This is a genomic window from Binatus soli (SeqCode) (assembly GCF_050015535.1).
Lineage (GTDB): Bacteria > Desulfobacterota > Binatia > Binatales > Binataceae > Binatus > Binatus soli.
The window spans coordinates 51,544-75,629 of sequence record NZ_JBEKBF010000003.1 but is presented as its reverse complement, the minus strand read 5'-3'; the positions used below and the strand labels follow the sequence as shown (position 1 = coordinate 75,629).

Annotated in this window: 24 protein-coding genes; 19 read left to right on the top strand and 5 right to left on the bottom strand. The window is 61.5% G+C overall.

Annotated features, from left to right (window positions below):
- Positions 1-36 precede the first annotated feature (36 nt).
- The 6 genes from purS to ABR989_RS02980 all read left to right on the top strand — a co-directional run bounded on the left by purS (position 37) and on the right by ABR989_RS02980 (position 7,312).
- Positions 37-282 (top strand): phosphoribosylformylglycinamidine synthase subunit PurS, encoded by a 246-nt coding sequence (purS, locus tag ABR989_RS03005; protein WP_423946188.1) that lies wholly within the window; start codon positions 37-39, stop codon positions 280-282.
- Positions 279-968, top strand: coding sequence for a phosphoribosylformylglycinamidine synthase subunit PurQ (gene purQ, locus ABR989_RS03000; RefSeq protein WP_428125644.1), 690 nt, complete (start codon positions 279-281; stop codon positions 966-968). Before purS ends, purQ begins: the two co-directional genes overlap by 4 nt.
- Entirely contained in the window at positions 965-3,205 is a 2,241-nt protein-coding gene (gene purL / locus ABR989_RS02995) for a phosphoribosylformylglycinamidine synthase subunit PurL (protein ID WP_428125643.1), read from the top strand. Before purQ ends, purL begins: the two co-directional genes overlap by 4 nt.
- Entirely contained in the window at positions 3,198-4,667 is a 1,470-nt protein-coding gene (gene purF, locus ABR989_RS02990) for an amidophosphoribosyltransferase (RefSeq protein WP_428125642.1), read from the top strand. Before purL ends, purF begins: the two co-directional genes overlap by 8 nt.
- Positions 4,668-4,750: 83 nt before the next feature.
- Complete coding sequence (locus ABR989_RS02985) at positions 4,751-5,872, top strand: hypothetical protein (RefSeq protein WP_428125640.1); 1,122 nt, start codon at positions 4,751-4,753, stop codon at positions 5,870-5,872.
- 141 nt (positions 5,873-6,013) lie between these two features.
- Complete coding sequence (locus tag ABR989_RS02980) at positions 6,014-7,312, top strand: DUF1329 domain-containing protein (protein WP_428125639.1); 1,299 nt, start codon at positions 6,014-6,016, stop codon at positions 7,310-7,312.
- Positions 7,313-7,330: 18 nt separating this feature from the next.
- Here the strand turns inward: ABR989_RS02980 and ABR989_RS02975 are convergent, their stop codons facing one another.
- Positions 7,331-8,422, bottom strand: coding sequence for a cyclase family protein (locus ABR989_RS02975; RefSeq protein ID WP_428125638.1), 1,092 nt, complete (start codon positions 8,420-8,422; stop codon positions 7,331-7,333).
- A 238-nt stretch (positions 8,423-8,660) separates the two neighbouring features.
- Between ABR989_RS02975 and rpsF the strand changes: the two genes are divergently transcribed.
- The 8 genes from rpsF to ABR989_RS02935 all read left to right on the top strand — a co-directional run bounded on the left by rpsF (position 8,661) and on the right by ABR989_RS02935 (position 15,239).
- A complete protein-coding gene (gene rpsF / locus ABR989_RS02970) occupies positions 8,661-9,152 on the top strand; it encodes a 30S ribosomal protein S6 (protein WP_428125637.1) in 492 nt (163 codons plus the stop codon).
- Positions 9,133-9,444 carry a single-stranded DNA-binding protein gene (locus ABR989_RS02965; RefSeq protein ID WP_428125636.1) on the top strand — a complete coding sequence of 104 codons (312 nt, stop codon included), beginning with the start codon at positions 9,133-9,135 and terminating at the stop codon, positions 9,442-9,444. Before rpsF ends, ABR989_RS02965 begins: the two co-directional genes overlap by 20 nt.
- A 116-nt stretch (positions 9,445-9,560) precedes the next feature.
- The gene (gene rpsR / locus ABR989_RS02960; protein ID WP_428125635.1) at positions 9,561-9,917 is read left to right on the top strand and encodes a 30S ribosomal protein S18; all 357 of its coding nucleotides are present in this window, start codon (positions 9,561-9,563) and stop codon (positions 9,915-9,917) included.
- 14 nt (positions 9,918-9,931) lie between these two features.
- Complete coding sequence (locus ABR989_RS02955) at positions 9,932-10,888, top strand: DUF2232 domain-containing protein (RefSeq protein ID WP_428125633.1); 957 nt, start codon at positions 9,932-9,934, stop codon at positions 10,886-10,888.
- Positions 10,889-10,925: 37 nt separating this feature from the next.
- Positions 10,926-11,375 (top strand): 50S ribosomal protein L9, encoded by a 450-nt coding sequence (gene rplI / locus ABR989_RS02950; RefSeq protein WP_428125829.1) that lies wholly within the window; start codon positions 10,926-10,928, stop codon positions 11,373-11,375.
- 13 nt (positions 11,376-11,388) lie between these two features.
- The gene (locus ABR989_RS02945) at positions 11,389-12,030 is read left to right on the top strand and encodes a glutathione S-transferase family protein (RefSeq protein WP_428125632.1); all 642 of its coding nucleotides are present in this window, start codon (positions 11,389-11,391) and stop codon (positions 12,028-12,030) included.
- A gap of 872 nt (positions 12,031-12,902) precedes the next feature.
- Entirely contained in the window at positions 12,903-14,138 is a 1,236-nt protein-coding gene (gene glgC, locus ABR989_RS02940) for a glucose-1-phosphate adenylyltransferase (RefSeq protein ID WP_428125631.1), read from the top strand.
- Positions 14,139-14,213: 75 nt separating this feature from the next.
- Positions 14,214-15,239 (top strand): lysophospholipid acyltransferase family protein, encoded by a 1,026-nt coding sequence (locus ABR989_RS02935; RefSeq protein WP_428125630.1) that lies wholly within the window; start codon positions 14,214-14,216, stop codon positions 15,237-15,239.
- Positions 15,240-15,242: 3 nt separating this feature from the next.
- Here ABR989_RS02935 and ABR989_RS02930 read toward each other — a convergent pair whose 3' ends face one another.
- Both ABR989_RS02930 and ABR989_RS02925 read right to left on the bottom strand, forming a co-directional pair.
- The gene (locus tag ABR989_RS02930) at positions 15,243-16,118 is read right to left on the bottom strand and encodes a CPBP family intramembrane glutamic endopeptidase (protein WP_428125629.1); all 876 of its coding nucleotides are present in this window, start codon (positions 16,116-16,118) and stop codon (positions 15,243-15,245) included.
- Between the two features lie 26 nt (positions 16,119-16,144).
- Positions 16,145-16,897 carry an SDR family oxidoreductase gene (locus ABR989_RS02925; RefSeq protein WP_428125627.1) on the bottom strand — a complete coding sequence of 251 codons (753 nt, stop codon included), beginning with the start codon at positions 16,895-16,897 and terminating at the stop codon, positions 16,145-16,147.
- A gap of 103 nt (positions 16,898-17,000) precedes the next feature.
- On the opposite strand from ABR989_RS02925, the gene ABR989_RS02920 reads away from it, so the two are divergent.
- Together ABR989_RS02920 and ABR989_RS02915 are read left to right on the top strand one after the other, a co-directional pair.
- Positions 17,001-18,356 (top strand): phosphomannomutase/phosphoglucomutase, encoded by a 1,356-nt coding sequence (locus tag ABR989_RS02920; RefSeq protein ID WP_428125626.1) that lies wholly within the window; start codon positions 17,001-17,003, stop codon positions 18,354-18,356.
- Positions 18,357-18,360: 4 nt separating this feature from the next.
- On the top strand, positions 18,361-19,428 hold the full coding sequence (locus tag ABR989_RS02915; protein ID WP_428125625.1) for a mannose-1-phosphate guanylyltransferase: 1,068 nt from the start codon (positions 18,361-18,363) through the stop codon (positions 19,426-19,428).
- Here ABR989_RS02915 and ABR989_RS02910 read toward each other — a convergent pair whose 3' ends face one another.
- Both ABR989_RS02910 and ABR989_RS02905 read right to left on the bottom strand, forming a co-directional pair.
- Positions 19,429-19,896, bottom strand: coding sequence for a hypothetical protein (locus ABR989_RS02910; protein WP_428125623.1), 468 nt, complete (start codon positions 19,894-19,896; stop codon positions 19,429-19,431).
- Between the two features lie 113 nt (positions 19,897-20,009).
- Positions 20,010-20,549, bottom strand: a complete 540-nt coding sequence (locus ABR989_RS02905; RefSeq protein ID WP_428125622.1) for a hypothetical protein — start codon at positions 20,547-20,549, stop codon at positions 20,010-20,012.
- An 83-nt stretch (positions 20,550-20,632) separates the two neighbouring features.
- Here ABR989_RS02905 and ABR989_RS02900 point away from each other — a divergent pair, with 83 nt between their 5' ends.
- The 3 genes from ABR989_RS02900 to ABR989_RS02890 all read left to right on the top strand — a co-directional run bounded on the left by ABR989_RS02900 (position 20,633) and on the right by ABR989_RS02890 (position 24,077).
- Entirely contained in the window at positions 20,633-21,115 is a 483-nt protein-coding gene (locus ABR989_RS02900; protein WP_428125620.1) for an adenosine-specific kinase, read from the top strand.
- A gap of 85 nt (positions 21,116-21,200) precedes the next feature.
- Positions 21,201-22,727 carry a DGQHR domain-containing protein gene (locus tag ABR989_RS02895; RefSeq protein ID WP_428125618.1) on the top strand — a complete coding sequence of 509 codons (1,527 nt, stop codon included), beginning with the start codon at positions 21,201-21,203 and terminating at the stop codon, positions 22,725-22,727.
- Positions 22,728-22,730: 3 nt separating this feature from the next.
- Positions 22,731-24,077: a hypothetical protein gene (locus ABR989_RS02890; protein WP_428125617.1), complete on the top strand. Its 1,347-nt coding sequence runs from the start codon at positions 22,731-22,733 to the stop codon at positions 24,075-24,077.
- Positions 24,078-24,086: the final 9 nt, after the last annotated feature.

Here is a 24,086-nt window from a genome sequence, read left to right as displayed (position 1 = left end):
GGGCAATGAAATGCGAATCGCCGGCGAGGATTTGAGTTGCAAGTAAGAGTGTTCGTGACGCCCCGCAAGGGAATCCTCGACCCGCAGGGCCGCGCGGTTGAAAGTTCGCTGCAAAGTCTCGGCTTCAAAAACGTCTCGGGCGTCAAAGTCGGCAAATATATCCTGCTCGAAGTCGAGGCGCGCACCGCGTCGGAGGCGCGCGACGAAGCAAAAAAGATGTGCGAGGCGCTGCTCGCCAACCCCGTGATCGAGGACTACCGCTTCGAGGTGGACGGCGAATGAAGTGGGGCGTCGTGCGATTTCCCGGCTCGCTGGACGACGGCGACTCGCTGTATGCGATTGCGGAGGTGATGGGCCAGGACGCGCGAATGCTGTGGCACAAGGACGAATCGCTCGGCGGCGTCGAGTGCGTGCTGCTGCCGGGCGGGTTCAGCTACGGCGACTATCTGCGCACCGGCGCCATCGCGCGTTTCTCGCCGATCATGAAGAGCGTGGCGAAGTTCGCCGCCGACGGCGGGCTGGTGATCGGCATCTGCAACGGCTTTCAGATTCTGTGCGAGGCGCATCTGCTGCCCGGCGCTCTCACGCGCAACCGTTCGCTCTCCTTCATATGCCAGCGCGTGTGGCTGCGCGTCGAGAACGCGAGCACGCCGTTTACGCGCGCGGCGAAGCAGGGCGATTTGCTCCGGCTTCCGATCAAGCATGGCGAAGGACTCTACGTCGCGCCCGAAGATGAAATCCGCCAGATGGAAGAGCGCGGGCAGGTGATTTTGCGCTACGTCGATGCCGATGGGCGCGAGAGCGACGCCGCCAATCCCAACGGCTCGATGCGCGCGATCGCGGGGGTCGCCAATCAGCGCTTCAACGTCTTCGGCCTGATGCCGCATCCGGAGCATGCGGTGGAACCGATGCTCGGCGGGGTGGACGGGCTCAAGATATTTCAGTCGATAGCAGGAAGCGCGAGATGAGCGAGCGTCCCGTTTCCATCCCCGGCGAGCCGAAAGTCGATCTCGAGCAGGCCCGCGCGCACGGACTCGCGCCCGATGAGTATCGCAAGATCGAACAGACCATCGGCCGCACCCCGACTTACACCGAGCTCGGCGTTTTCTCCGTGATGTGGTCGGAGCACTGCTCGTACAAATCGTCGCGCCGTCATCTGAGAAAGCTGCCGTCGAAGAGCGAACTCGTGGTGCAGGGGCCGGGCGAGAACGCCGGCGCAATCGACGTCGGCGACGGATGGGCGGCGGTCTTCAAAATCGAAAGCCACAACCATCCTTCGTTCGTCGAGCCGTACCAGGGCGCGGCGACGGGAGTCGGCGGAATCCTGCGCGATATTTTCACGATGGGCGCGCGGCCGGTGGCGAGCATGAACTCGCTCAAGTTCGGTTCCTTCGAGCATCCCCGCACCCGCTACCTGCTCGGCGGCGTGGTCGGCGGAATCGGAGGCTATGGCAACTGCGTGGGCGTGCCGACAGTCGCGGGCGAAGTGATGTTCGACGCGGCGTACAACGCCAACATCCTGGTCAATGCGTTCTGCCTCGGGCTGGTGCGCAAGGGCGAGATGATGAGCGCGAAGGCGCGCGGCCCGGGCAATCCAGTGCTTTACGTTGGCTCTGCAACCGGACGCGACGGAATTCACGGAGCGTCGATGGCGTCGGCCGAGTTCGACAAGGAAAGCGAAGCCAAGCGCCCGGCGGTGCAAGTCGGAGATCCGTTCACCGAGAAACTATTGATCGAAGCGTGCCTGGAAGCCGGCAAGACCGGCGCCATCGTCGCGATCCAGGACATGGGCGCGGCGGGACTCACGTCGTCGTCGAGCGAGATGGCGTCGCATGGCGGACTCGGGATCGAACTCGACCTCGACAAGGTTCCGCTGCGCGAAGCGGGACTGACGCCTTACGAAATTCTGCTCTCCGAATCTCAGGAGCGAATGCTGATCGTCGCGGAGCGCGGGCGCGAGGCGGAATTGCAGGCGGTCTTCGAGAAATGGGACCTGCACGCGGTTGTGATCGGTCACGTGACGGAAGACCAGCGATGGCGCACGCGATGGCGCGGGCAGGTCGTGGCGGATATTCCGATCGGCGCACTGGCGGACGACGCGCCGATTTATGATCGTCCCGCGGCCGCGCCGAAGATTCAGCCGCAGACCAAGCCGGCGATCGCGGCAAAGCATCCAGAGACGGCGAAAGCGATTCGCGCGTTGCTCGACAGTCCCAACATCGCGTCGAAGAAGTGGGTCTATCGGCAATACGACTCGATCGTGCAAAGCAATACGGTACTGGGGCCGGGCAGCGACGGCGCCGTGTTGCGAATCAAGAATTCGCGGCGCGCGATCGCGCTCAAAGTCGATTCGAATCCTCGCGCGTGCGCCCTCGATCCGTATCTGGGCGCGGTGGGGACAGTCTGCGAAGCGGCGCGCAATGTCGCATGCGCGGGGGCGCGCCCGGTCGGAATCACGAATTGCCTGAACTACGGCAATCCGGAGAGGCCCGAGGTGATGTGGCAGTTCATCCGCGGCGTCGAGGGGCTGCGCGACGCATCGATCGCGTTCGGCGCGCCGGTGGTCAGCGGCAACGTGAGCTTTTACAACGAGACCGAAGGCCACCCGATTCCTCCGACGCCGACGATCGCGGTGCTGGGCGTGATGATCGACGTCGCAAAGCACGTTACCCAGTTCTTCAAGAATCCCGGCGACGTGATCGCGCTTGTGCGCACGGCCGCACCGTCGATTGCGGCGAGCGAGTACGCGGCAATCTTCGGAATCGACGGCGGGCGCCTTGGCGCGATCGACCTGGCGCGCGAAGCAGCGCTGGTCGAGGGGCTGGTTGAAGGCGCCGAACAAGGGCTGATAAAATCAGCACACGATATCGCCGAGGGCGGCCTTGCGGTGGCATTGGCCGAAGCCTGTTTCAATCCGCGGGCGATTCTGGGAGCCGAAGTCGAGCTTGGGCGCGCTGGAAACGCCGACGCGGTTGTTTTTTTTGGTGAGGGTGCATCGACGGTGGTGCTGTCGATCGCCAAGCGCGACGCAGCCCGTGTCGAGAGTTTGTTTGCGGGGCGAGGATTGGAGTTTGCGGTCATCGGACGCGTAACCGCCGAACCCCGGCTCAAGATTGGCGCGGCGGCCGGTCTCGATGAGGACGTTGCCGAACTGCAGCGAATTTACGAAGACGCGATTCCAAGGAGGCTCAGAGGCGGTGACTGAAACGCACTCGGTCATAGCAGTCGAAGAATCGAACCTCGACGTCTTCCACGAGGAATGCGGAGTATTCGGCGTGTATCGACACCCCGAGGCTGCCAACCTCGCGTACCTGGGTCTCTACGCGCAGCAGCATCGCGGACAGGAGTCGGCGGGAATCGTGTCGTCCAACGGCAAGTCGCTGATCTCGCATCGCGGGATGGGACTGGTCGCCGACGTCTTCAACAACACGATCATAGCGAAACTCGAAGGCACCAGCGCTATAGGGCATAACCGCTACTCGACGACCGGCTCGACGACCATCAACAACTGTCAGCCGCTGGTGGTCCAGTATGCGCGCGGCGGGCTCGCGCTGGCGCACAACGGCAACCTCGTCAACTTCAATGAACTGCGCGGACGCCTCGAATCGACGGGTTCGATCTTCCAGTCGTCGTCCGACAGCGAGGTGATGATTCATCTGATCGCCGCTTCGCACGCGCCCACGCTGCCGGAGCGGGTCGCGGAGGCTCTGGCGCAAGTGCGCGGCGCGTACTCGATGGTCGTGCTGACGGAAGACTCGATGATCGCGGTGCGCGATCCGCAGGGCTTCCGTCCGCTGGTGCTGGGCAGCCTCAACGGCGCGACGATCGTGGCCTCGGAAACCTGTGCGCTGGACCTGGTGCGCGCCGAATACATTCGCGAGATCGATCCCGGCGAGATGCTCATCGTGGACGACAACGGGCTGCGCTCGCTCAGTCCGTTCGCGCATTCGCCGGCCAAGCGATGTATTTTCGAGTACGTGTATTTCTCACGGCCCGACAGCCAGGTTTACGGCCGCAACGTGTACCAGGTCCGCAAGCAGCAGGGGCGCGCGCTGGCGCGCGAAGCTCCGGCAGCCGCCGACATCGTTGTGCCGGTGCCCGATTCGGGCACCGCCGCCGCGCTTGGTTACGCGGAAGAATCGGGAATACCGTTCGAGATGGGCCTGGTGCGCAGCCACTACGTCGGACGCACGTTCATCGAGCCGCGCGCGTCGATTCGCCATTTCGGCGTGAAGATCAAATTCAACCCGGTGGCCGAATTGCTGCGCGGCAAGCGAATCGTGCTGATCGAAGACTCGCTGGTGCGCGGCACCACGCTCAGGAAAGTGATCCCGATGCTGCGCCAGGCGGGCGCGCGCGAAGTTCACATGCGCATCGCGGCGCCGCCCACCACCCACTCGTGCTTTTACGGCATCGACACGCCCACCCGCGAGGAGCTGCTGGCGTCTGCGCATTCGATCGAGGAGATCCGCCGCTACATCACCGCCGACTCGCTCGCCTACCTGAGTTGGGACGGCCTCTACTCGTTCAACGGCGGCAGCCGCGAGGGATTTTGCGACGCGTGCTTTACCGGCAATTATCCGGTCGAGATTCCGCGCGACACCGCCCCCGCGCAGTTGCATCTGTTTCTCGCAAATGAAGACGGGCTGAAGGCCGAGCGCCGCTGACGCGCGCGCGCGATCTTCCGCGCAGATGATCTTTGGCCGCCCTGCGGCTATAAGACTCTTGAGCGCGCGATCCGGTTTGAATCATGGCGGCGAATCCCAAAGTAACCGGCGATACCATCAGCGTCGAACGGCCAACCAGCCGCGAACAGTTGGATGAGTTCGCGCGCCTTCCATTTCAGGTTTACGACGCGCGCGACGCCTGGTGGCCGCCCGACATGCAGAACGAGATCGATCTGCTGTCACGCCGCAGCCCGCTCTCGGCATGCCTCGAAGTTACGCCCTTTTGCGCGCGTCGTGCGGGCCGGGTCGTCGCGCGCGTCAGCGCGGTTATCAATCGCCGCTACATCGAACATTGGAACGAGCAACTCGGCCAGTTGATTCACTTCGAGGCGCTCGAAGGCGAGGACATCGCCATCGCCGCGATGCTCGATCAGGCCGTGCAATCGCTCCGCGAACGCGGCATGCGCGCCGTTCGCAGCGGCTTCGCGGCGTTTCTCGATTATCCCTACGCGATCGACAACTACGACTTGTTGCCGTCGTTTCTGCTGCGCGGAAATCCTCCCGCATACCATCGCTACTTCAAGGAAGCCGGCTTCGTCACCGAAAAAGGGCAGGTCGATTACACCGCGCCGCTCGTGCCCGAAATCCTGGCGCGCTATCGCCGGATGGCCGACGCGGCTGCAATGGCCGGCGCCGGCATTGCGATCCAAAGTTGGCGCGAGTTCGGGTTTCTGGCCGCGATTGACGCGTGGACTGACGTGACCAACTCGGCGTTCGATCGCCATTGGGGATGGAATCCCGTGACGCGAGCGGAAGCGCGTCCGATGCTCACGTCGCTGTGGGGAACTCCCGTCGCCGATCTCTCGATGCTCGCGTCGATCGACGGCCAGTGCGTCGGCGCCGTCTTCTCGGTGCCCGATTTCAGCACCGCGCTTGCCCGGGTCCGCAGAGGCGCCCGGCTCGAACCCGAGCGCGGAGGCGGTACACGAGGCGCGCTGATAAATATCGGAGTCGTCGCGCGCGCCCGCGGACGCGGCGTGGCGCTTGCGATGGCGGCGCGATCGTTCCTGGCGATGGCGCAGCGCAAGATGCGCTTTGCCGGCTACACTCTGGTCCTCGACGACAACTGGGCCTCGCGCCGCACGGCGCTCAGCCTGGGCGCCCACGTCACCGGCAACTTCCTCACCTACCGCCGCGATTTGTAAGGTTCGCGGCCCGCGGGGCTTCGGCTGCGACGCCGGAATGTTCCTTGACAAACTTCCGGCAGCGGGCGTTTACTCGTTAGTCAACCCCGGAACAGAACGCTGCCGCCGGGTCGCGGTCGAGTTAAAGTGATACTTTAGAATATGAAAAAGCCGAGCCAATTCCGCGTCCCGGCCCTGCTGGCGGTTATCGCAGTTTTTTTCGCGCTGACTCTCTCAATCACGCCGGCTCATGCCGGTGTCAAACCTGGTGACGTCATCACGCCAAAGAATGCGGAGCAGGTCCGGACGCTGGTAAGTCCGGGCGCCTACGTCGCAGTCGCCAAGGGCATGCAGATGAACATCGTGGCGCCGAGCCGGATCGATTGGCCGCCGCCTTATCAGGATGCGACCGAAAAGTACTCGGGCCAGGTGCGTCTGGGCCCGGACCATCGCGACCTGCTCGGCTACGTCGCCGGGCAGCCGTTCCCCATCCTCGATCCGAACGATCCCGACGTCGCGACCAAGATCATGTGGAACCAGTACCTCAAGCCGATCGCGACCGACGACTTCGATTTGCGCTATTTCGAATGCCAGGTGGCGAGGCAAAATCCCGGCGCGCAACAGCAGCTGATGCTGCTGACCGAGACCGGGCATCTGGCAGGCTATTCCGATATCGGACGCACCGAGGTCGAGCCGTTGCCGGTTGACCCGGATTTCAAGATTAGCGGCGTCTGGTCGCGCGTCGGGGCGTATCCGACCCTCACGCCTGCCGAAGATCGCGGCAGCGGCGCAATCCGCTATCGCTACTGGGATGCGAACCATGGCGACGACGCGTGGGCATTCCTGGCGGGAACGCGGCGCGTGCGCCGTGTGAACGAAGTGATGATGAGTTCCTCGCCGGGACTCTCGACCTGGGACGCCGATCACGTCGGCGGATTTGGAGCCAAGCCGCAGGAGTACAACTTCAAATTCCTGGGCGATCGCAGCATGCTCGCCTGCGCGCACGCAATGAACTCGCCCGCGCATCCCTGCTCCACCGACGGCGGCGCTACGTCATGCACCGACGATTGGGAGATGCGTCATCTCTACGTGGTCGAAGTCACACCGCGTCCGGAAAGAATCGCGGGCGTCCTGCAGTCGAAGACGATCGTGTACGTTGACGGCGAGGGATGGTTCAGTCCGTACGTGGACAGCTACGATCGGAAGGGCGAGTTGTGGAAAACGCAAATTTATCTTAACAGCTATCGCGATCGCCCGGTGCCCGACGCCAAGGTTGCCGTCTATCCGTTCAAGCGTGAATTCGGCACTGCGGCCTCCAGCATCGACTTGCAATCCGGCGTCGCGACGACTTGCTACCTGCCCGGACCGGACACGCCTGAGCGCGAATGCTGGTACATCAACATGGGCGCGGTGGACAGGGAGTTCTTCACGACCGAAGCGCTAACCAAAGCCGGGCATTAGCAGGGGCCAGCCCCCTGCCTACTTGATCGCCAGCGCATTAGGCGGCGAGCCGATACCGCCGGGCACGTTGAGCGGCGCCGACGTGAGGAAAAAATCGTAGCGCCCGTCAGCCGCGCAATCTTCCGCCAGCCCCTCCAGATTCCACATCTCGCCGATCGGCATCCCGAAGAACGCCAGCATGTGGAAATGAAGAAACTCCGTTTCCTCGCCCGCGGGTTTCGGCAACGCCTCGAGCGCCGGCGAATCCGATGCGACCGCCGCCAGATGATTGTCCCACAGCCATCTCGCCGTGCGTTCACTGGCCTCGATTCCCGGCACTACCGTCTCCCTCGCGAGCTCCGCCTTAATCTGCTGGCTCGCCGACAGGTAGAACTTCGTCCATCCGATCCGAATCAGCAGGATATCGCCGGCACGCAGCGCGACGCCTTCTTCTTCGAGCGTGGCCTGCACGTCGTCGAGCGGAATCGACTTGTTCTTGGTGAAATCGATCGACTTGCCGATGCGATCGTAATAGCGCGCCACGTCGGCCAGCACTCCACGCCCGGCGATCCCGCGCCGCGCCAGGTTGTCGATTCCCAGCCGCATCCCGCCTCGCCCGGTCATTTGATTGTCGGGAATTCCGTTGTATGCCCCGTAGATCGGATGCTTCACGTGAGCGAGCGCGTCCCATTGCGACGACGATTGCGGATAGAAGTTGTCCAGGTAGTCGTCGAGCACGAAGTCCGCGTTGGGGAAAATCTTGACCGTGTGGGTATGTCTGCCGCGGGTGAACAGCGGCGGGTCGGGGATGTTGATCGGCAGATTCATCGCGAAGACTTTGCCCGAGCGAATCGACGCGGCGGCCGCAATCACGCGCTCCGGCGTCAGCAGGTTGATTGTTCCGACTTCGTCGTCGTCGCCGAACACTCCCCATGCCGCCCCCGCCGGCGCGCCTGCCCGTACCGGCAGGTCGTCGTAGCCGGGGATCTTCGGCGAATGCGCCACAGCTTCCACCACCGCGCGCGCGCGTTTGGCGCCTTTGGATGCGGCCTTCTTTCCTTGGGCCGCTTTGGGAGCGACTTTGCGGGACTTTGGCGCCGCTTTCTTCATTTTCTTTTTGGACGTGGCCATTGGACGGATCCTCCTGAATTGCTCGAGCGCGACCGCATCTTCTCTTAACAGACCGCCCGCCAATGGCAAGCGTGGACTTCCTGCCCATCCTGGCCGCGCTCCACGCAATCGCGGCCACGGTTCGTGACGGTCAAATAACTGCCCGGCGGCCTTGAGAGCGAATACGCGCGATGGTACTGTACGAGATTGCTCCTTGCTCCAACTTGGGGCTGAAACCCGTAAGGAGGATGTGCAGCGCGTGAGGCGCTACGAAACCATTTTTATTCTCCGCCCTGATTCGGGCGACCCCCAAATCAAGGAAACCATCAAACGCTACGAGGGTATCATCGCCGCCGGCGCCGGCGAGATGATCGAAACCGAGGAGTGGGGATCGCGCGAACTCGCCTACAAGATCAAGGGCGAGCGACGCGGTTTCTACGTCCGTCTGGACTATGTCTCGCCCGGCCCCGTGATGAACGAGGTCGAGCGCAACCTGCGGCTCTCCGATACCGTGCTGCGCTACCTGTCAGTGCTGGTGGACGACGACGCCGATGTGGCCAAGGCGCGCGAGGAACTCGAGGCGCGCAACCGCCGTATCGCCGAGGCCAAGGCTGCCCAGGAAGCGCGCGCAGCCGCCATGATGGCCTCGCGCGAGGAGAGGGCTGAGGAAGCACCCGACGCTCCCGAAGAAATAATGGAAGCGGCGGCCGAGGAAATCGCCGGGCCCGAAGGTGACACGGAACCGGATTGAGCTCGAAGGCCGGCTGCTCAATCAGCCCGAAGTCCGCATCACCCCGGCAGGCATGCCCGTTCTCCGCTTCACCGTCGATTGCGGCGCGCCCGGCGAGGAACTGAGACTCGGGATCGTGATGACCGGTGAATCCGCGCTGGCGGCAAAAAAGCTCCTGGCGCCAGGTCGCGAGGTTAAGGTGATCGGCAAGTTGGTCGGACCGAGGAGAGCGTTGAAAGGTGGCTCAAAGACGCCCCGACCCGACGATGTCTTCGAAGTCGTCGCTGCGTCGATCGAGCGGCATGATTCGTGAGACGGAAGATGAAATGGAAGATGAAATGGAAGAATCGTACGATCGAAAATTCGCCGCCGTCGGGGCTTATGAAGACAACCAAACTTTCGTCAAGGAAATGTTACCAGGGAATCTAAATGGCTGACGAGGAAAGATCTGAAAGAGGCGGCGACCGGCCGCGGATCGAGGGCGGCGAAGGACGCGGACGCTACGGCGCACCACGCCCCGAGGGCGAACGCGGCGAGGGCCGCGGGGGCGGGATGCGTCGGGGGCGCCCCGGTGGACGGCGTAAGGTATGCCGCTTTTGCGCCGACAAGACGCTCAAGGTCGATTACAAAGACGTGCGCACGCTCGGCAGTTTCATCTCCGAGGGCGGCAAGATAGTCCCCAGCCGGACCTCGGGCAATTGCGCCAAGCATCAGCGCCAACTTGCGGTGGCGATCAAGCGTGCTCGCGTGCTCGCGCTGCTGCCATTCTCGACGCTCGGAGTCTAGATCGGCTTAATCCAGTGACGCGCAAAGCTGTTATAGGGATGGTTCGCGCAGCCGCGCTGGCGGGGGCGTTCTTCCTCGCTGGAGGCGCGATACCGATGATCGGCGGGATTCTGATGATGCTCGCGCCTGCACCAATCATCGTCTATGCGGTCGGGCATCCCAGTCCCAACTTCCGCGCGACTATCGCGATCCTGCTCGCGACCGCATTCGTAGCGATCCTGGCGGGACCGTTCGCCGGTCTCGGCTACCTGGTGTCGTTCGGTCTCGGCACCGGGATCGTATGCTACATGCTCGAGCGGCGCTCCTCCTTCGAGATGATCACCGCGGTTGGCGCAGGCGCGATGGTTGCCGCTTCCGTCGTGGCAGCGCTCGCGGTCATGGGCGGCCCCGACGCGCTCATCAAGACCGTTCACGACGAACTTGCACAAGGGATGGCGCGCGGGCAGGAGTTCTACAAGCTTCTCGGGACTCAATCGACGATGCCGGCCGATACGCAAGCCAGCATCATTTCGTTCACGATGCGTCTGTCGCCGGCGTTCGCGCTGCTTGTCGCTGCAAGCTCGTTGCTGCTCAACCTGCGCGTGTTTTGGCGATGGGCCGGGCCGCAACGGCTGACGTACAGCTTGTTCGGCGATCTTTCGCGATGGTCGGCGAAGGAATGGCTGGTGTGGCTGTTGCTCGCGAGCGGGTTCGGGATGTTCATTCCGGTCCCGGCGGTAAGCGACATCGCGCTCAACGGCTTCATCTGTATCGCGGCGCTGTATTTTTGCCAGGGACTGGCGATCGTCGGGTTTTATTTTCAGTCGCTCGCGGTTCCGTCGATCGTACGCGGCATAATTTACTTTGTCGTGTTCGCGCAGCCGTTTGTGGCTGCACTCGTGTGCATCGCAGGCGTCTTCGATATGTGGATCGACTTCCGGCGGCTCAAGCCCCCCAGCCCGGAAGCGAACAACCTGGGCGATTTCTTCTAAGAGCGGGGATGGAAACGAGGCGGTTAAGACAATGAACGTGCAAGTCATACTCAACGAGGATCTTCCCAACCTGGGAAGGACCGGCGACGTGGTCAAGGTCCGCGCCGGCTACGCGCGCAACTATCTGTTGCCGCGCAAGCTCGCGGTCGAGGCGGATCAGAAAAATCTCCGCGCCTTCGAGCATCAAAAGCGCACCGCCGCGCGCCGCCGCGAGGCCAAGCGCAACGATGCGCTCTCGATCAAGGCCAGGATCGAAGCGCTCGCGCTTACGCTCAACGCGCGCGCCGGCGAGGAGGGCAAGCTCTTCGGCTCGATTACCAGCATCGATCTCGAGCGCGCGCTCCGCGAGAATGGTCTCGATATCGAGCGGCGCAAAATTCACCTGCCCGAGCCAATCAAGCAGCTCGGAGAATTCACGGTGCCGGTCAAGCTCGATTCCGAGGTTGAAGCCAGCTTGAAGATTACCGTCGCGGCGCAAGCCGAATGAGGACTTGCCCGATATGATCAAACTCTACGACTTCCTTTCCTGCCCCTACGGCCAGAAAGTCCGCATCGTCCTGGCCGAGAAGGCCCTGACCTACGACCTCGTGGCGGTGGATTTGACTCAGCATGAAAATCGCAAGCCCGACTTTCTGCGGCTTAATCCGTTCGGACGCGTGCCGGTGCTCGTCGATGACGATACGACGGTTTACGATTCGACTATCATCAACGAGTATCTCGAGGACGAGTATCCCGAGCCCCCGGTGCTGCCGCCGATCGGTTCCAGCGCGATGCGTTCGCGGGCGCGGTTGTTCGAAGATTTCGCCGACAGTTCGTTCACGCCGACGATCGGCCAGCTAATCGCCGAAGTCTCCAAGCCCGAGGGCGAACGCGATCAGAATCGCGTTCAGCGGCTCCATCAGTCGGTCGAGCGCGTGCTCGACTACCTCAACCATGAACTGCAAGGCAACAGTTTTCTCGCCGGCGAGTTCTCGGTCGCCGACATCGGATTTGCGCCGCGGATGCTGGTGCTGAACGAAATCGGAATCGACGTGCTCGGCAACAACCGCGGCAACATCGATGCGTGGATCAAGCGCATGATGGAGCGGCCGAGTATCCGCAATCTGCAGGGCGTTGCCGCGGTGCCGGTGGCGGGCGGCTGATCGATTTACGCGATGGATGGGCGCGCAAGCGCGGGCCGCAAGGTCGGCGCGGCGTAGCTCGGGCTACCATCCCCGACACATGCGGCTGAAAGCGCGCGCGCCATCCGGATTTTCCGGACGGTGCGCGACGCAATAATGAGGAAACGGATCTAGTGACGGACTAGGTAAATTATATGATCCGCATCGCAGTTAATAGCGGGAGTCCGCTCCCATTTCGTCCTCTTCGCTATGCGTCGGCCCAACCCCGGTGGGGCGGAACAGTAGCTTGGCAGCGAAGAGCTTTTCGCCCATGCGTCCCAGCGACTTGAGTGAGCCGCCATGCCGCTTGCAGTGCGGACATGCCATCGAACCGCTGAGAAGGCTGGCGTTTTGAGGCGTTATTCTGAGGTCGAATCTAAAACCGCAGCCGGGATTCTGACAAATCGTGCGGTAAACGATTCCCTGGCTACCGGTTGTTCTCGATTCATTTCGGCTAACTGCTGTTTGCATTTTCTGTATCCTCCTCTCATCGCGCTCCATCGCGAGAGGCTCGCACATCCGACTACCATAATCGGTGTAGCAGTTTAGACGTAATACCCTCACGGAAGTTTCAAGCAAATGGCGTGCCTTTCGGCACAATTAGCGGCAAGATGTAAAATCGAGTAAAATCAAGCCAAATTTACCGCGCCGAAACTTCTTTTGTGTGACTCACTCGTGCCACTATCCAAAGATTCCTGCGGTATTTGCTACAACTCAGAGATTTCACGGATGAAAAAAGCTGCACCTCAGCGCCGGACGGATGGGTTTCCGATGTTGCCCCGAGCAACCTGTATTTGGCGCGCTTATTTTGCCCAGGCGAGCCGCGCAACGACGATTCGAGTTCTTTTGCTCAAATGAGAACGCTGGCGTTAGTGATGGCAGGAGGGCAGGGCACGCGGCTCCATCCGCTGACCCGGGATCGCGCCAAACCTGCGGTCCCGTTCGGCGGCAAATACCGCATTATCGACTTCGTCCTCTCCAACCTCGTCAATTCAGGCATCTACGCGATCTATGTGCTGGTGCAATGGCGCTCCCAATCGCTGATCGAGCATCTCAAGGACGGATGGCAGTTCGGCGGGATGCTGCCCGATCACTTTGTCATCCCGGTTCCGGCCCAGATGCGGATGGGCGAGACGTGGTACCAGGGGACGGCAGATGCGATTTTTCAAAACCTCAATCTTCTCGACGACACCAAGCCGGACCTGGTCGCGGTCTTTGGCGCGGACCACATCTACCGGATGGACATCCAGCAGATGATCGAGTTTCACATGGATCGCAAGGCGGCTGTCACGGTCGCGACTCTGCCGGTGGCCGTGGACGAGGCGAATCAGTTCGGGATCGTCCAGGTCGATTCGGGCCTGCGCGTTTCAAGCTTCGTGGAAAAGCCCGACAATCCGGCCCAGATGCCCGGTGCGCCGGGACGCTCGCTGGCCTCGATGGGCAACTACCTGTTCAATCCCGAAGTGCTGCGCGAGGCGCTGATCGAGGATTCGATCACGGAAAACAGCAATCACGATTTCGGCCGCGACCTTATCCCGGCGTTGATCAATCGGGTGCCGGTTTACGCGTACAATTTCATGACCAATCGCATCCGCGGCGACTCCGAGCTCAATCTCAGCTACTGGCGGGACGTGGGAACCCTCGACGCGTACTTCGAGGCCAACATGGACTTGCGCGACGCGCGCCCGCATCTGAACATGTACAATCCGTACTGGCCGCTGCGTACCGCATACTTCGATCAGCCGCCGGCAAAATTCGTCTTCGACGAGAACGGGCGGCGCGGGCTGGCGCTTCATTCGGTGATCTCGGAGGGATGTATCGTGTCGGGCGGCGCGGTTCGCAATTCCGTGCTCGGGCGCTCGGTATTCGTCCATTCGTACAGCCTGGTCGAGGACTCGGTCATCATGGACTACGTGGAAATCGGGCGGCACGCGAAAATTCGCCGCGCCATCATCGACAAGAATGTCTATGTTCCCGAGGGCGAAGAGATAGGATACGACCTCGAGCGCGATCGGCAGCGATTCTTCGTCACTGATTCGGGCCTGGTCGTGATTCCCAAAGGCCCCAAGCGCGAACGATCGGTGTTGTAGAGAGCGCCGCCCACGATGGTATCCGCGCCTTCATCAGCAAGTCCCGAGCTCGATCGCCGCGAATCGCTAGATTCGGTGGGCGATGTGTTAAAGCGCGGCGCTCCTCCGGCCGACTCGGCTGACGGCGCGACGAAGCCGGACTTTCCGCTCGCTCGTGGCATCCCGAAGAGCACGCGCATCCGGCTGGGCCTCAAGGATCGGCTGATCTTCTGGCTGATGGTCGCTGCGCTACACGCGCTCAGCTTCCTCCCCGACTTCATTCTCTACAAATTGGGAGAGGCAGGCGGTCTGATGTTCCATCGCTTCGACCGCCGTCACGTGCGAATCGGAATCCGCAATCTCGAGATCGCGTTCCCCGAACTCAGCGACCCGGAGCGACGGCGCATCCTGCGCGCATCGTATGTCAACCTTGGCCGGACCGGCGCCGAGTACGTTCGGCTGGGCGGATTCTTCTACCGGCGCCTGGCGCGCCGCGTCACTTACAATCGGCTCGACATCTGGAACAATCTGACGCCGAGGTACCCCGGCAAGGGCGCGCTCATCCTGACTGCGCACTTCGGAGGTTTCGAGCTGCTGCCCGCGGGACACGCGCTGCACGGGTTCCAGATCAGCCTGGTTCATCACACGCAGCGCTTCCTGGCCGGCGACGCCCTGGTGACATTCATCCGCGAGCGGGTGGGAGTGCAGATCATTCGCAAGCATACCGCGGCGCGCGAGATGCTGCGCGGGCTCAAGCGCGGCGACATAATCGGCATCCCGCTCGATCAGAACGCCAAGCGCTCCGAGGCCATCTGGGTGCCGTTTTTCAACGAGCTGGCCGCCACCCCGAGTGGCTTCGATCGCCTCGCAATGATGGCGGGTGTGCCCGTGGTGCCCGTGTTTATCGTGCGTCAGCCCGACGGCCGCAGTCACGTGATTGAAATCTTCGAGGAGATCCCGCAGCACCGGACCGGCGACCGGAAGGCCGACGCCCTGGTGAACACCGCGCGCTATCAAAAGGCGATCGAAGAGATGGTCAGAAAGTATCCCGAGCAATGGTTGTGGACGCATCGCCGCTACCGCACCCGCCCGGTGAGCGGCACCCCGTCACTGTACGCCTAGTAGTCAGGCGGCGGTTCTAGGGGCGCCTGCGATCGGACGGAGCATCGCCAGAATAACAATTGCGATTGTCCAGGCGGCGGCGCCGCCGATTAGCGGAATCGCTCCGCCGCCTGCGATCCACCACGGAAGAGCGCCGCGGCCGAGGATTATTTTCGGCCACATCTTTGCTCCCAGCACGAAGCCGCTGTGCAGTCCGATCGAGAAATACACACTGCCCGTGAGGATATACGCTTCGCCGAGAACGATCCCGAGAAGGAATAGCCCGATCAGCGTGGGAATCGCAGTCGCGGGATCGGTGAATTGGTCGATGCTATGCGCGAGCGTGATCAATCCTGCCGCGGGTTCGTAGCCGGTGACATAGAAGCGCGCCGGAGAGCGCACGAGATGCGCGACGGCGTAGATGGCGGCGCTTAAAATCAGCGCGCCCCGGTTGCCGACGTCGCCTTTCATGCCGCCGAGAATAAACGCCCGGAAGAATCCTTCCTCGATAATCGCGATCGCGATCGCCGAGAGAAAATATTTCGGAATCAGCGCTGCGGTCGCTCCGCGATCGCCGCTGCCGTTGCCGCTGACCGCCAGCGCGAGCGCGAATAGAATCGCAATCGCGCAGATCGCCACTACGAGACCGCGAATCGCGCGGACGATGCTCGGCGCCGCGGGATGCCTGAAGCCGCGGCTCAGCAGCGATGCGAGATTCAAGTCGCGCGCGGCCCAAATCATCGCGATCAGCAGCGTCGCCATCACGGTACGATCGAAAATTCGAGGAAACGGAAAGCGCCATCCCGCAGCCGATAATCCGACCGCCGCGAGCGGTGCGAAAACGATCGCGCCGGCGATTCCCGCGACCAGCACCAGCGCGAATCTCGCCGTGAATGACATCGCCGCGCGCGCGTGAACGCCGGAATTCAGCGGGGACGCTCCGGATCGAGTTGCGGTTCGAGCATCACTTCCACCGGGCATGCGCCCGCGGGAGAGTTCACGATCTGCATCACGGCCTGGGCGACATCGGCGGTCGAAAGCATCGCCGCGCGATCGAGCCGCTTGTTATTCGGAATCAGCGCGGTATCGACAAGTCCCGCAACGATCACCGCGAGCTTGAGTCCGCTTTGGCGCAGCTCGCTGAATGCCGCGCGCGTGAACGCGATGAGCGCGGCCTTGGTCGCGGCATAGACGGCCTCGCCGGCGGGAGCCTTGATGGCGGCCGAGGATGCGACGTTGACGATCGTACCGGCGCCTCGCGCGGCCATCGCCGCCGCGGCCATCCGCGTAAGCGCGATCGGCGCGCGCAGATTAACGGCGATCATCCGGTCCAAATCGACCGGACGCATCTTGAGCAACGGCGTTCGCGGCGGAGCCCAGCCGGCGTTGTTGACCAGCACGTCGATACGCCCGTAGCAATCGAGCGCGGCTGCCATCAACTGGTCGGGCGCTTCCTCGCCGGCCAGATCAACCAGAACAATCAACGCGCGCCCCGGCGGCAGCCCGGTCTGCGAGCGGGTTTCTTCGAGTTCATCGCGCGAGCGAGCGGCGAGGCATAGCGAGTAGCCCGCGCGCGCGAGTTCGAGCGCAACCGCGCGTCCGATGCCGCGGCCGGCGCCGGTAACAATCGCGACGCGCGCTTCGGCGCCGCCACGGGGCGATGTCCCGGCGGCGGTCATTGGGATACAGCTTGCACTGACGCAGTCGCTCGCACAGACTGACGATAATATCCGGGCGGATGGGGAAGCGACACCGCATCCGGGCTGGGAAAAGCAGGCGCAGATGAATAGCCAGGTTTTCCGCGAGTACGACATCCGCGGCATCGTCGCAAACGATTTCGACGACGACTTCGTGGTCGATCTTGGGCGCGGCTACGCCACCTTGTTGCATCGCGCGGGGAAAAAAACGATCACGCTCGGCCGCGATTGCCGCCTGTCGTCGGAGCGGTTGCGCGATCGGCTGGTCGAGGGTCTGCTTTCCGGTTGCATCAACGTGGTTGACGTCGGCGTGGTGCCGACGCCGCTGCTTTATTTTTCGGTGCTGAGCTGGAAGATGGACGGCGGCGCGATGATTACCGGCAGTCACAACGCCGCCGAGTACAACGGCTTCAAGCTGGGCGTGGGTTCGACGACGATTTATGGCGCGGAGATTCAGCGGCTGCGCGAAATAATCGAGCGGCACGATTTTGTGACGACCGGCGCCAAAGGCTTGCTCTCCGAGCGCCCGGTGATTCCCGACTACAACGATTTCATCCTGTCGCAGTTCAAACTAACGCCGGGACTCAAGGTGGTCGTGGACGCGGGCAACGGATGCGGCGGCGCGGTCGCGGCTCCGCTGATGAAGCGGCTCGGACTCGAGACTTTTGAACTCTACACCGAGATGGACGGGCGCTTCCCCAACCATCATCCCGACCCTACCGTCGAGGAGAACATGCGCGATCTGATCGCGGCGGTGAAAAAGCATCGCGCTGCGATCGGCATCGCCTATGACGGCGACGCCGACCGCCTCGGTGCGGTGGACGAGAACGGAAAGATCGTATGGGGCGACGAGCTGATGGTCGCATTCTCGCGGGCGGTTCTGCGCGAGCGTCCCGGCGCGACGATTATCGGCGACGTGAAATGCTCCACGCGGATGTACGACGATATCGCGCGCCACGGCGGCAGGCCGATCATGTGGAAGACCGGCCATTCGCTCATCAAGAGCAAGTTGAAAGAGGAGCACGCGGCGCTGGCGGGCGAGATGAGCGGGCACATGTTTTTCGCCGACCGCTACTTCGGCTTCGATGACGCGATCTACGCCTCGTTCCGCATTCTTGAAATCATCAGCCGCGAGGGACGCGGCCTCGGCGCGATTCTCGCCGATCTTCCCGCCAGCCATGTCACGCCGGAGATTCGCATTGAATGCCCCGACGATCGCAAGTTCGACGTGGTGCGGCGGGCGGCCGATTTTTTCCGCAAGCACTATGAAGTCATCGACATCGACGGCGTGCGCGTGAATTTTGCCGACGGATGGGGCCTGGTGCGCGCGTCGAATACCCAGCCCGCCCTGGTGACGCGCTTCGAAGCTACCAGCGAAAAGCGATTGGCCGAAATTCGCGCCCTGTTCGACGGCAAACTCCGCGAAGTCGGCGCCATCTGACCCGATGGCTCGAACTTCCACGCCGCAGCGCGCCTCAGTGCTGATTATCGCGGGCGGCCGCGGCACCCGCTTTTGGCCTGCAAGCCGCGAGGCAAGGCCCAAGCCGCTTTTTTCGATCGACGGCAAGACCAGCCTGCTTGCGGATACGATCGCGCGTCATGTGCCGCTCATCCCGCGCGAGCGAATTTTCGTGCTGGCTGCGGCGGCGCATCAGGCGCCGTTTCGGCGTGCGATCCGCGGGCTGATCCCCCCGCATAACTTGATCGTTGAACCCGACGCGCGCGGCACCGCAGTGGCAATCGCCTACGGCGCCGCGATTATCAAGCGCCGGCTGGGCGACGGAATAATCGCCGCGGTCGCGGCCGATCATTACATCAAGACCGCCGCCCAATATCGCCGCACGCTCGCCGATGCGATCGGTCTCGCCGCGGCGAACGAATCGATCGTCGCTATAGGGATTACTCCGACCCGGCCCGAAACCGGCTACGGCTATCAGAAGATCGGTCCAAAGGTCGGCGCCGGATTCAAGATCGAAAAGTTCGTCGAGAAACCCGCGCTCGCAATTGCGCGCCGGATGGTGCGCAGTGGGCGTTACTTGTGGAATGCCTCGATGTTCGTGGCGTCGACGCGGACGCTGGCGCGGGAATTCGCCGAGCATTGCCCGGCGCTCGGCAAGGCGGCAGAGCGGCTTGCGCTGACGCCGCGAACAAAACTCTCGCGCGCCTACGGGAGGCTCCGGTTCGATTCGTTCGATCGCGTGATAATGGAGAAAAGCACCAACGTGCTCGCCGTGCGCGCGCGATTTTCATGGCATGACGTGGGATCGTGGGACGGGCTGTGGGATGCGGTCGCCGCGCCGGGCGGCAACGTGCTGCGCGGCAACGCGATCGCACTCGATTCCGAGCGCGTGCTGGCGTACCCGGATTCGCGCCTGATGGTGCTGTTTGGCGTGCGTGATCTGATCGTCGTCGATACCGGAGATGCGATCCTGGTTGCGCACCGCGAGATGTCGCAACATGTCCGCCGCGTCACCGAGGAGCTCGAGCGCCGCGGCCTGCAGCGGTACCTCTAGTCAGTCCAGCGCGAGGGCGTCGCACTTGAGCGCGAGCTTGCGCAGTTCGCGTTCGCGATCGTCATCCTCAATAGCCACTTGAAGCAGCTTTCCCGCGACGGCTTCATCGACTGACTCCCACTCCATTGCATTGATGCGCAGCCCGGCCGCAAGCGCGCCGATTACCTCGAGGTCGCCGCTGAGGCGCGCCCAGTTGCTCGAGCCGTCATGCAGCGCGGCTTCCGGCAGCTTCGCCCATACGTTGTGATCGGCGAGAATCGAATGAATCACCTTGACGTGCAATTCTTCCTTTTCGGCAAGCGCCTCGACTCCGCTCCTGATATTCGAGAAGGTAAGCGCGGCGTGCCGCTTCAGGCGATCGACCAGCCCCTGATTGCGGCCGGCGAGCACGGCCAGTTCTTCGAGCAACTCCGCCCGCGCCGAAACCGGCGAAAACATTCTCTGAAAGAATCCCATAGCAGTAGCCATCTCTCCCACCCGATGCGCGTTGTTGTCATGTAGATGCGCTCCGCGCGCCGGCGCATCGCGACAATACCTATCGGCGTAGAAGCGGCCCCTGTCAAGGGAAGCGGCGGACTCGGTTAAGAATCGAACAGGGCGCGCACCAGAGACGATTCGCGCTTGAAGAATCCCTGCGTGTGGTATGAATCCTCGAGGCGCAGCAGTGCGTAGTCCAGATAGTGCCCGACTTCATGCATCAGCGTTCGCACGAACGTCTTCGGCTTGACCACGTCGTGGCGATGCGCCGTGCGCATCCAGAGCACGATGTACGGCGGCCGTCGCATCCGCGGATCGTACGGATAGAACAGCCCGTGCAGCTCGCCGCGCTGATTGCGAGGGCGCACGCCGCGAACCTCGACGCTGACGGGCGCAGTCGCCAGCCCCCGGCATATCTCCGATGCCAACGCGCGCGCGGATGTGGTGCATGCCGCCGGGTTGCCGGTCTCGAGCACGCGCATCAGCGCGTCGAGCGAGTTGCGGGCGGCGTCGCTGGGGACATAGTCGTAGCGCTCGACGGTGTCGCTCTTCAGGTAAGTGCGCTGCGCGCGCGAGGAGAGCCGGTAAAAAAACGCCGGCAGCCGCGTCTCGGAATTCGTGCGAAGTGTCAGGCCGGTAGCCACCACCCCTCCATTGCCGGATACTCACTTCCGGCGCCGCATCCTCGGGATTATCATCACCGGATTAGCCACAAGGGGCAAGCACTATGCAACTGACTAGCGTCGAAATCTCAAAACCCGCCGACTCCAACGTGATCGTCGGCCAGACGCACTTCATCAAAACCGTCGAGGACGTTTACGAGGCTCTCGTGCAGGCGGTCCCGGGAATCAAGTTCGGGCTGGCGTTCTGCGAGGCGTCGGGCCCATGCCTGATTCGGCGCACCGGCACCGACCCCGCACTGGAACAGTCGGCGGTCGAAGCGGCTCGGGCAATCGGGGCAGGGCACGTGTTCGTGGTGATTCTTGGCAACGCATTCCCGGTCAACGTGCTCAATCAGATCAAGTCCGTGAGCGAAGTATGTACGGTCTTTTGCGCGACGGCGAACCCGCTGCGCGTGATCGTTGCGGAAGAAGGAGGCGGACGCGGCGTCGTTGGGGTAATCGACGGTAGTTCGCCCAAGGGTGTCGAGAGCGCCGGCGATCAGGCCGATCGCCACGCGATGCTCCGCCGCTTCGGCTACAAGCAATGAACCTCAGCCGCGCGCGCGAGCTTGTTAGCGAATTGCACTCGAACAATTTCGAGGCGTACACTTCGAGATTACATGGGGAGCACAAATGACCAAAGGCACGCCACATCGCCGGATTCCAGTTCTCAAAGTACATCAATGGTTGGCTGGTTGGAACAAGATTGAATTTGCGCCGAAGGAGCATCGCAGCAAGCCTTCACCCGACTTTTATTTGTTCTCGCTTTCTGCTCAGGAGCTGCGCAGCCTTTCTGGAATCTCTCGACGGCAGGCGTCAAACGTAACTCCGCGGGGAATTGATTTGGGAATTCAACGGCAACACGATCCAGAACGGTCCAAGGAGATCGCACGCTTCGTAGAGTTCGGCTACCCTTGGTCGACTTTAAGCGAAGCAAAACGCAAAACCGAAGAGTACAATGACTTGCGAAAGCCCGGATGGCTGCCAACTGCGATTGTTATCAATATTTTGCGGAAAGCCGATGAACGGCACAAGGTAAAAGTCTCACCGGATGACATAATAACGCTGGAAGACGACCGCGATGGCTGCAATGTGATATTGCCATACGCGACATGGACAAAGTCTTGGCACCCGTCGGCCATGCCTCCGCTTGAGGTAATCGACGGTCAACACAGGCTCTGGGCTTTCGAGAGCGACTCTGAAGCGGAGGAATTCGAAGTACCAGTCGTAGCTTTCCATGGTTTGGATATTAGCTGGCAGGCCTATCTGTTTTGGACAATCAACATCAAACCAAAGCGGATCAATGCCAGCCTCGCATTTGATTTGTATCCACTACTCCGTACCGAAAATTGGCTCGATAGAGCTGAGGGGCACCCGATTTATAGAGAGACGCGCTCGCAGGAATTGACCGAGGCGCTATGGTCCAATTCCGAAAGCCCTTGGTACGATCGGATCAACATGCTTGGTGAGCGACAAAATAACTGGGTGTCGCAATCCGCGTGGATCAAAACATTGATGGCAACATTCGTGAGGCCATGGGAAGGCCGTAGGAATAAAATGGGTGGTTTATTTGGCTCAAGGCTCGCGGAGGGCGGAGAGGTTTTAGGTTGGAGCCGTGCGCAGCAAGCTGCATTTCTGCTTTTCGCCTGGCAGGCACTTTACGCGGCAATTCATAATACGAAGAAGCCATGGGCAACTAATCTCCGCACTTTCCCAGAACGGCAATCTGGACTTGTTCCCGCAGGGGACGACGCTGCTTTCTATGGGGAGTATTCCATAATCGCGTCCGATCAGGGCGTGCGTGGCTATATGCACGTTCTAAATGATCTCTGCTTTATGCTGGCTGCCAAGCTCAAGCTAGATACGTGGCAACTCGAAAAAGCGGCCCCCGCGACCGACTCTAACGCTGTCTCCGCTGCTTACAAATCTATAAACAAGCAACCGGTTGCGGGCTTTGTGCAAGAGCTAGCGCAGAGCCTGGCGACGTTCGATTGGCGAACTAGCGCAACACCAGATCTGCCAGAACCCGACCGAAGAGCTAAGCTCGTCTTTAGAGGCAGCAGCGGATACAAGGAGCTTCGTATCCAACTGCTCGAGCATCTCAAGGGCCATGCCGGCGACATAGGAAACACTTCCAAGCGGCTTCTCGGGCTTGTGTAAGACATGCCACTCAATCCGCAAGACCGTGCTGCCATACAATCGCTATCGCGTGCAAATGTTCAACAAACATTCGGCGGATTGAAGCGCTTTACCAAGAAATCGGTTTGGGTAGGGAAAAATAACCGTTACACTACAGACGTGATAAAACAAATTGCTTTGGAGACACGCACCGGGGCTCTCAACAATCCGCGACAGCTCTCGCAATACATTTCAGCTAGCTGCCTTCTCCACTGTAGCGATGGCTGGAGCTATCTCGGCAAGTCAATCTCAGCGCTTTTGCGGGGCGATCCACATAGGTCTCGTCACCTAGCTTACTATGCTGAACTTCGAGCAGCGATGTCGCTTCTAGCGTCAGTCGGCATCGGTGTTTTCAATAATCGGCACTTTGTCATCGATGCGCCTGACTCAGTCGTCCGTTTAAGAGGGAAATATCCGACGCACGAATTTGTATGGGACTGTCTAGAGGCTTGGGGCGCCGATAATATGTCGGGCGATCTTTTCGCGAGGGTCGTTCGCCCGAATGGTCGAACTCTAGATGAGTGGTTGCAGCCCATCGGCGGTGGAAGCAAAGCAGCACCTCAAGCGAGGCAATGGTTCCTTCAATGGGGCATGGATTTGAAAATGCCTGTGGAAGACAAATCCGCCCGAAATGAGTCAAGCTATCGACCCGACGGCATGCCGGACTCTTGGTGCCTCGACACGTCGGATACGCTAAGGTTTACGCGCGAGATGTGGTCGGCGTTGGAGCCATCGGCAGCGTCGCGATTCGACACCATTGACCGCCATATTCTGCGAATAGCCGTGGAGTCGATATTCAAAGGGCAGACTCAGACCGCACCGTCGAAGGATCCAACCAGGTTCCGTAAGTTCGTGTCGCAGGTGGTCGAAGGTCAGGGTTTTTCAACTGAGACCGCCGCAAAGTGGGTTAGTTTCCTACATCGGCAGGAAGTTCCTGACAATCTGAGCATTCTTGATTTGTCGCAACAGTCTTCGGAAATCCGTGCTACCAGCCACACCGCGATAGTAGCGAGGGCCGCACTACTGTTGCGTATCGCATCAGGTTCGACGGTTGAGCTGCTCTCGTCGATTGGCTTCACCGCCGACTCTGTCTCATTCTGGTGGAAGGAAATCGGTTCAGCGCGAGGGCTCTGGGATGGCGAGAAGGGCGCCGATGGCCTGATTGATCTTTGGGCGGATATCAAACCGCTATTGCAAGATATTGATGATTTTCAACGAAGAACACAGACTGTGGATCAAACATTTTTCCGTGTTGGCAGCGATCTGGGCCACACTCTTGCGGGGCTTGGTAGTTTTGAGCGAGTGGCGATTTGGAGCTTGACCCCGAGTTAAGAAGGGTGT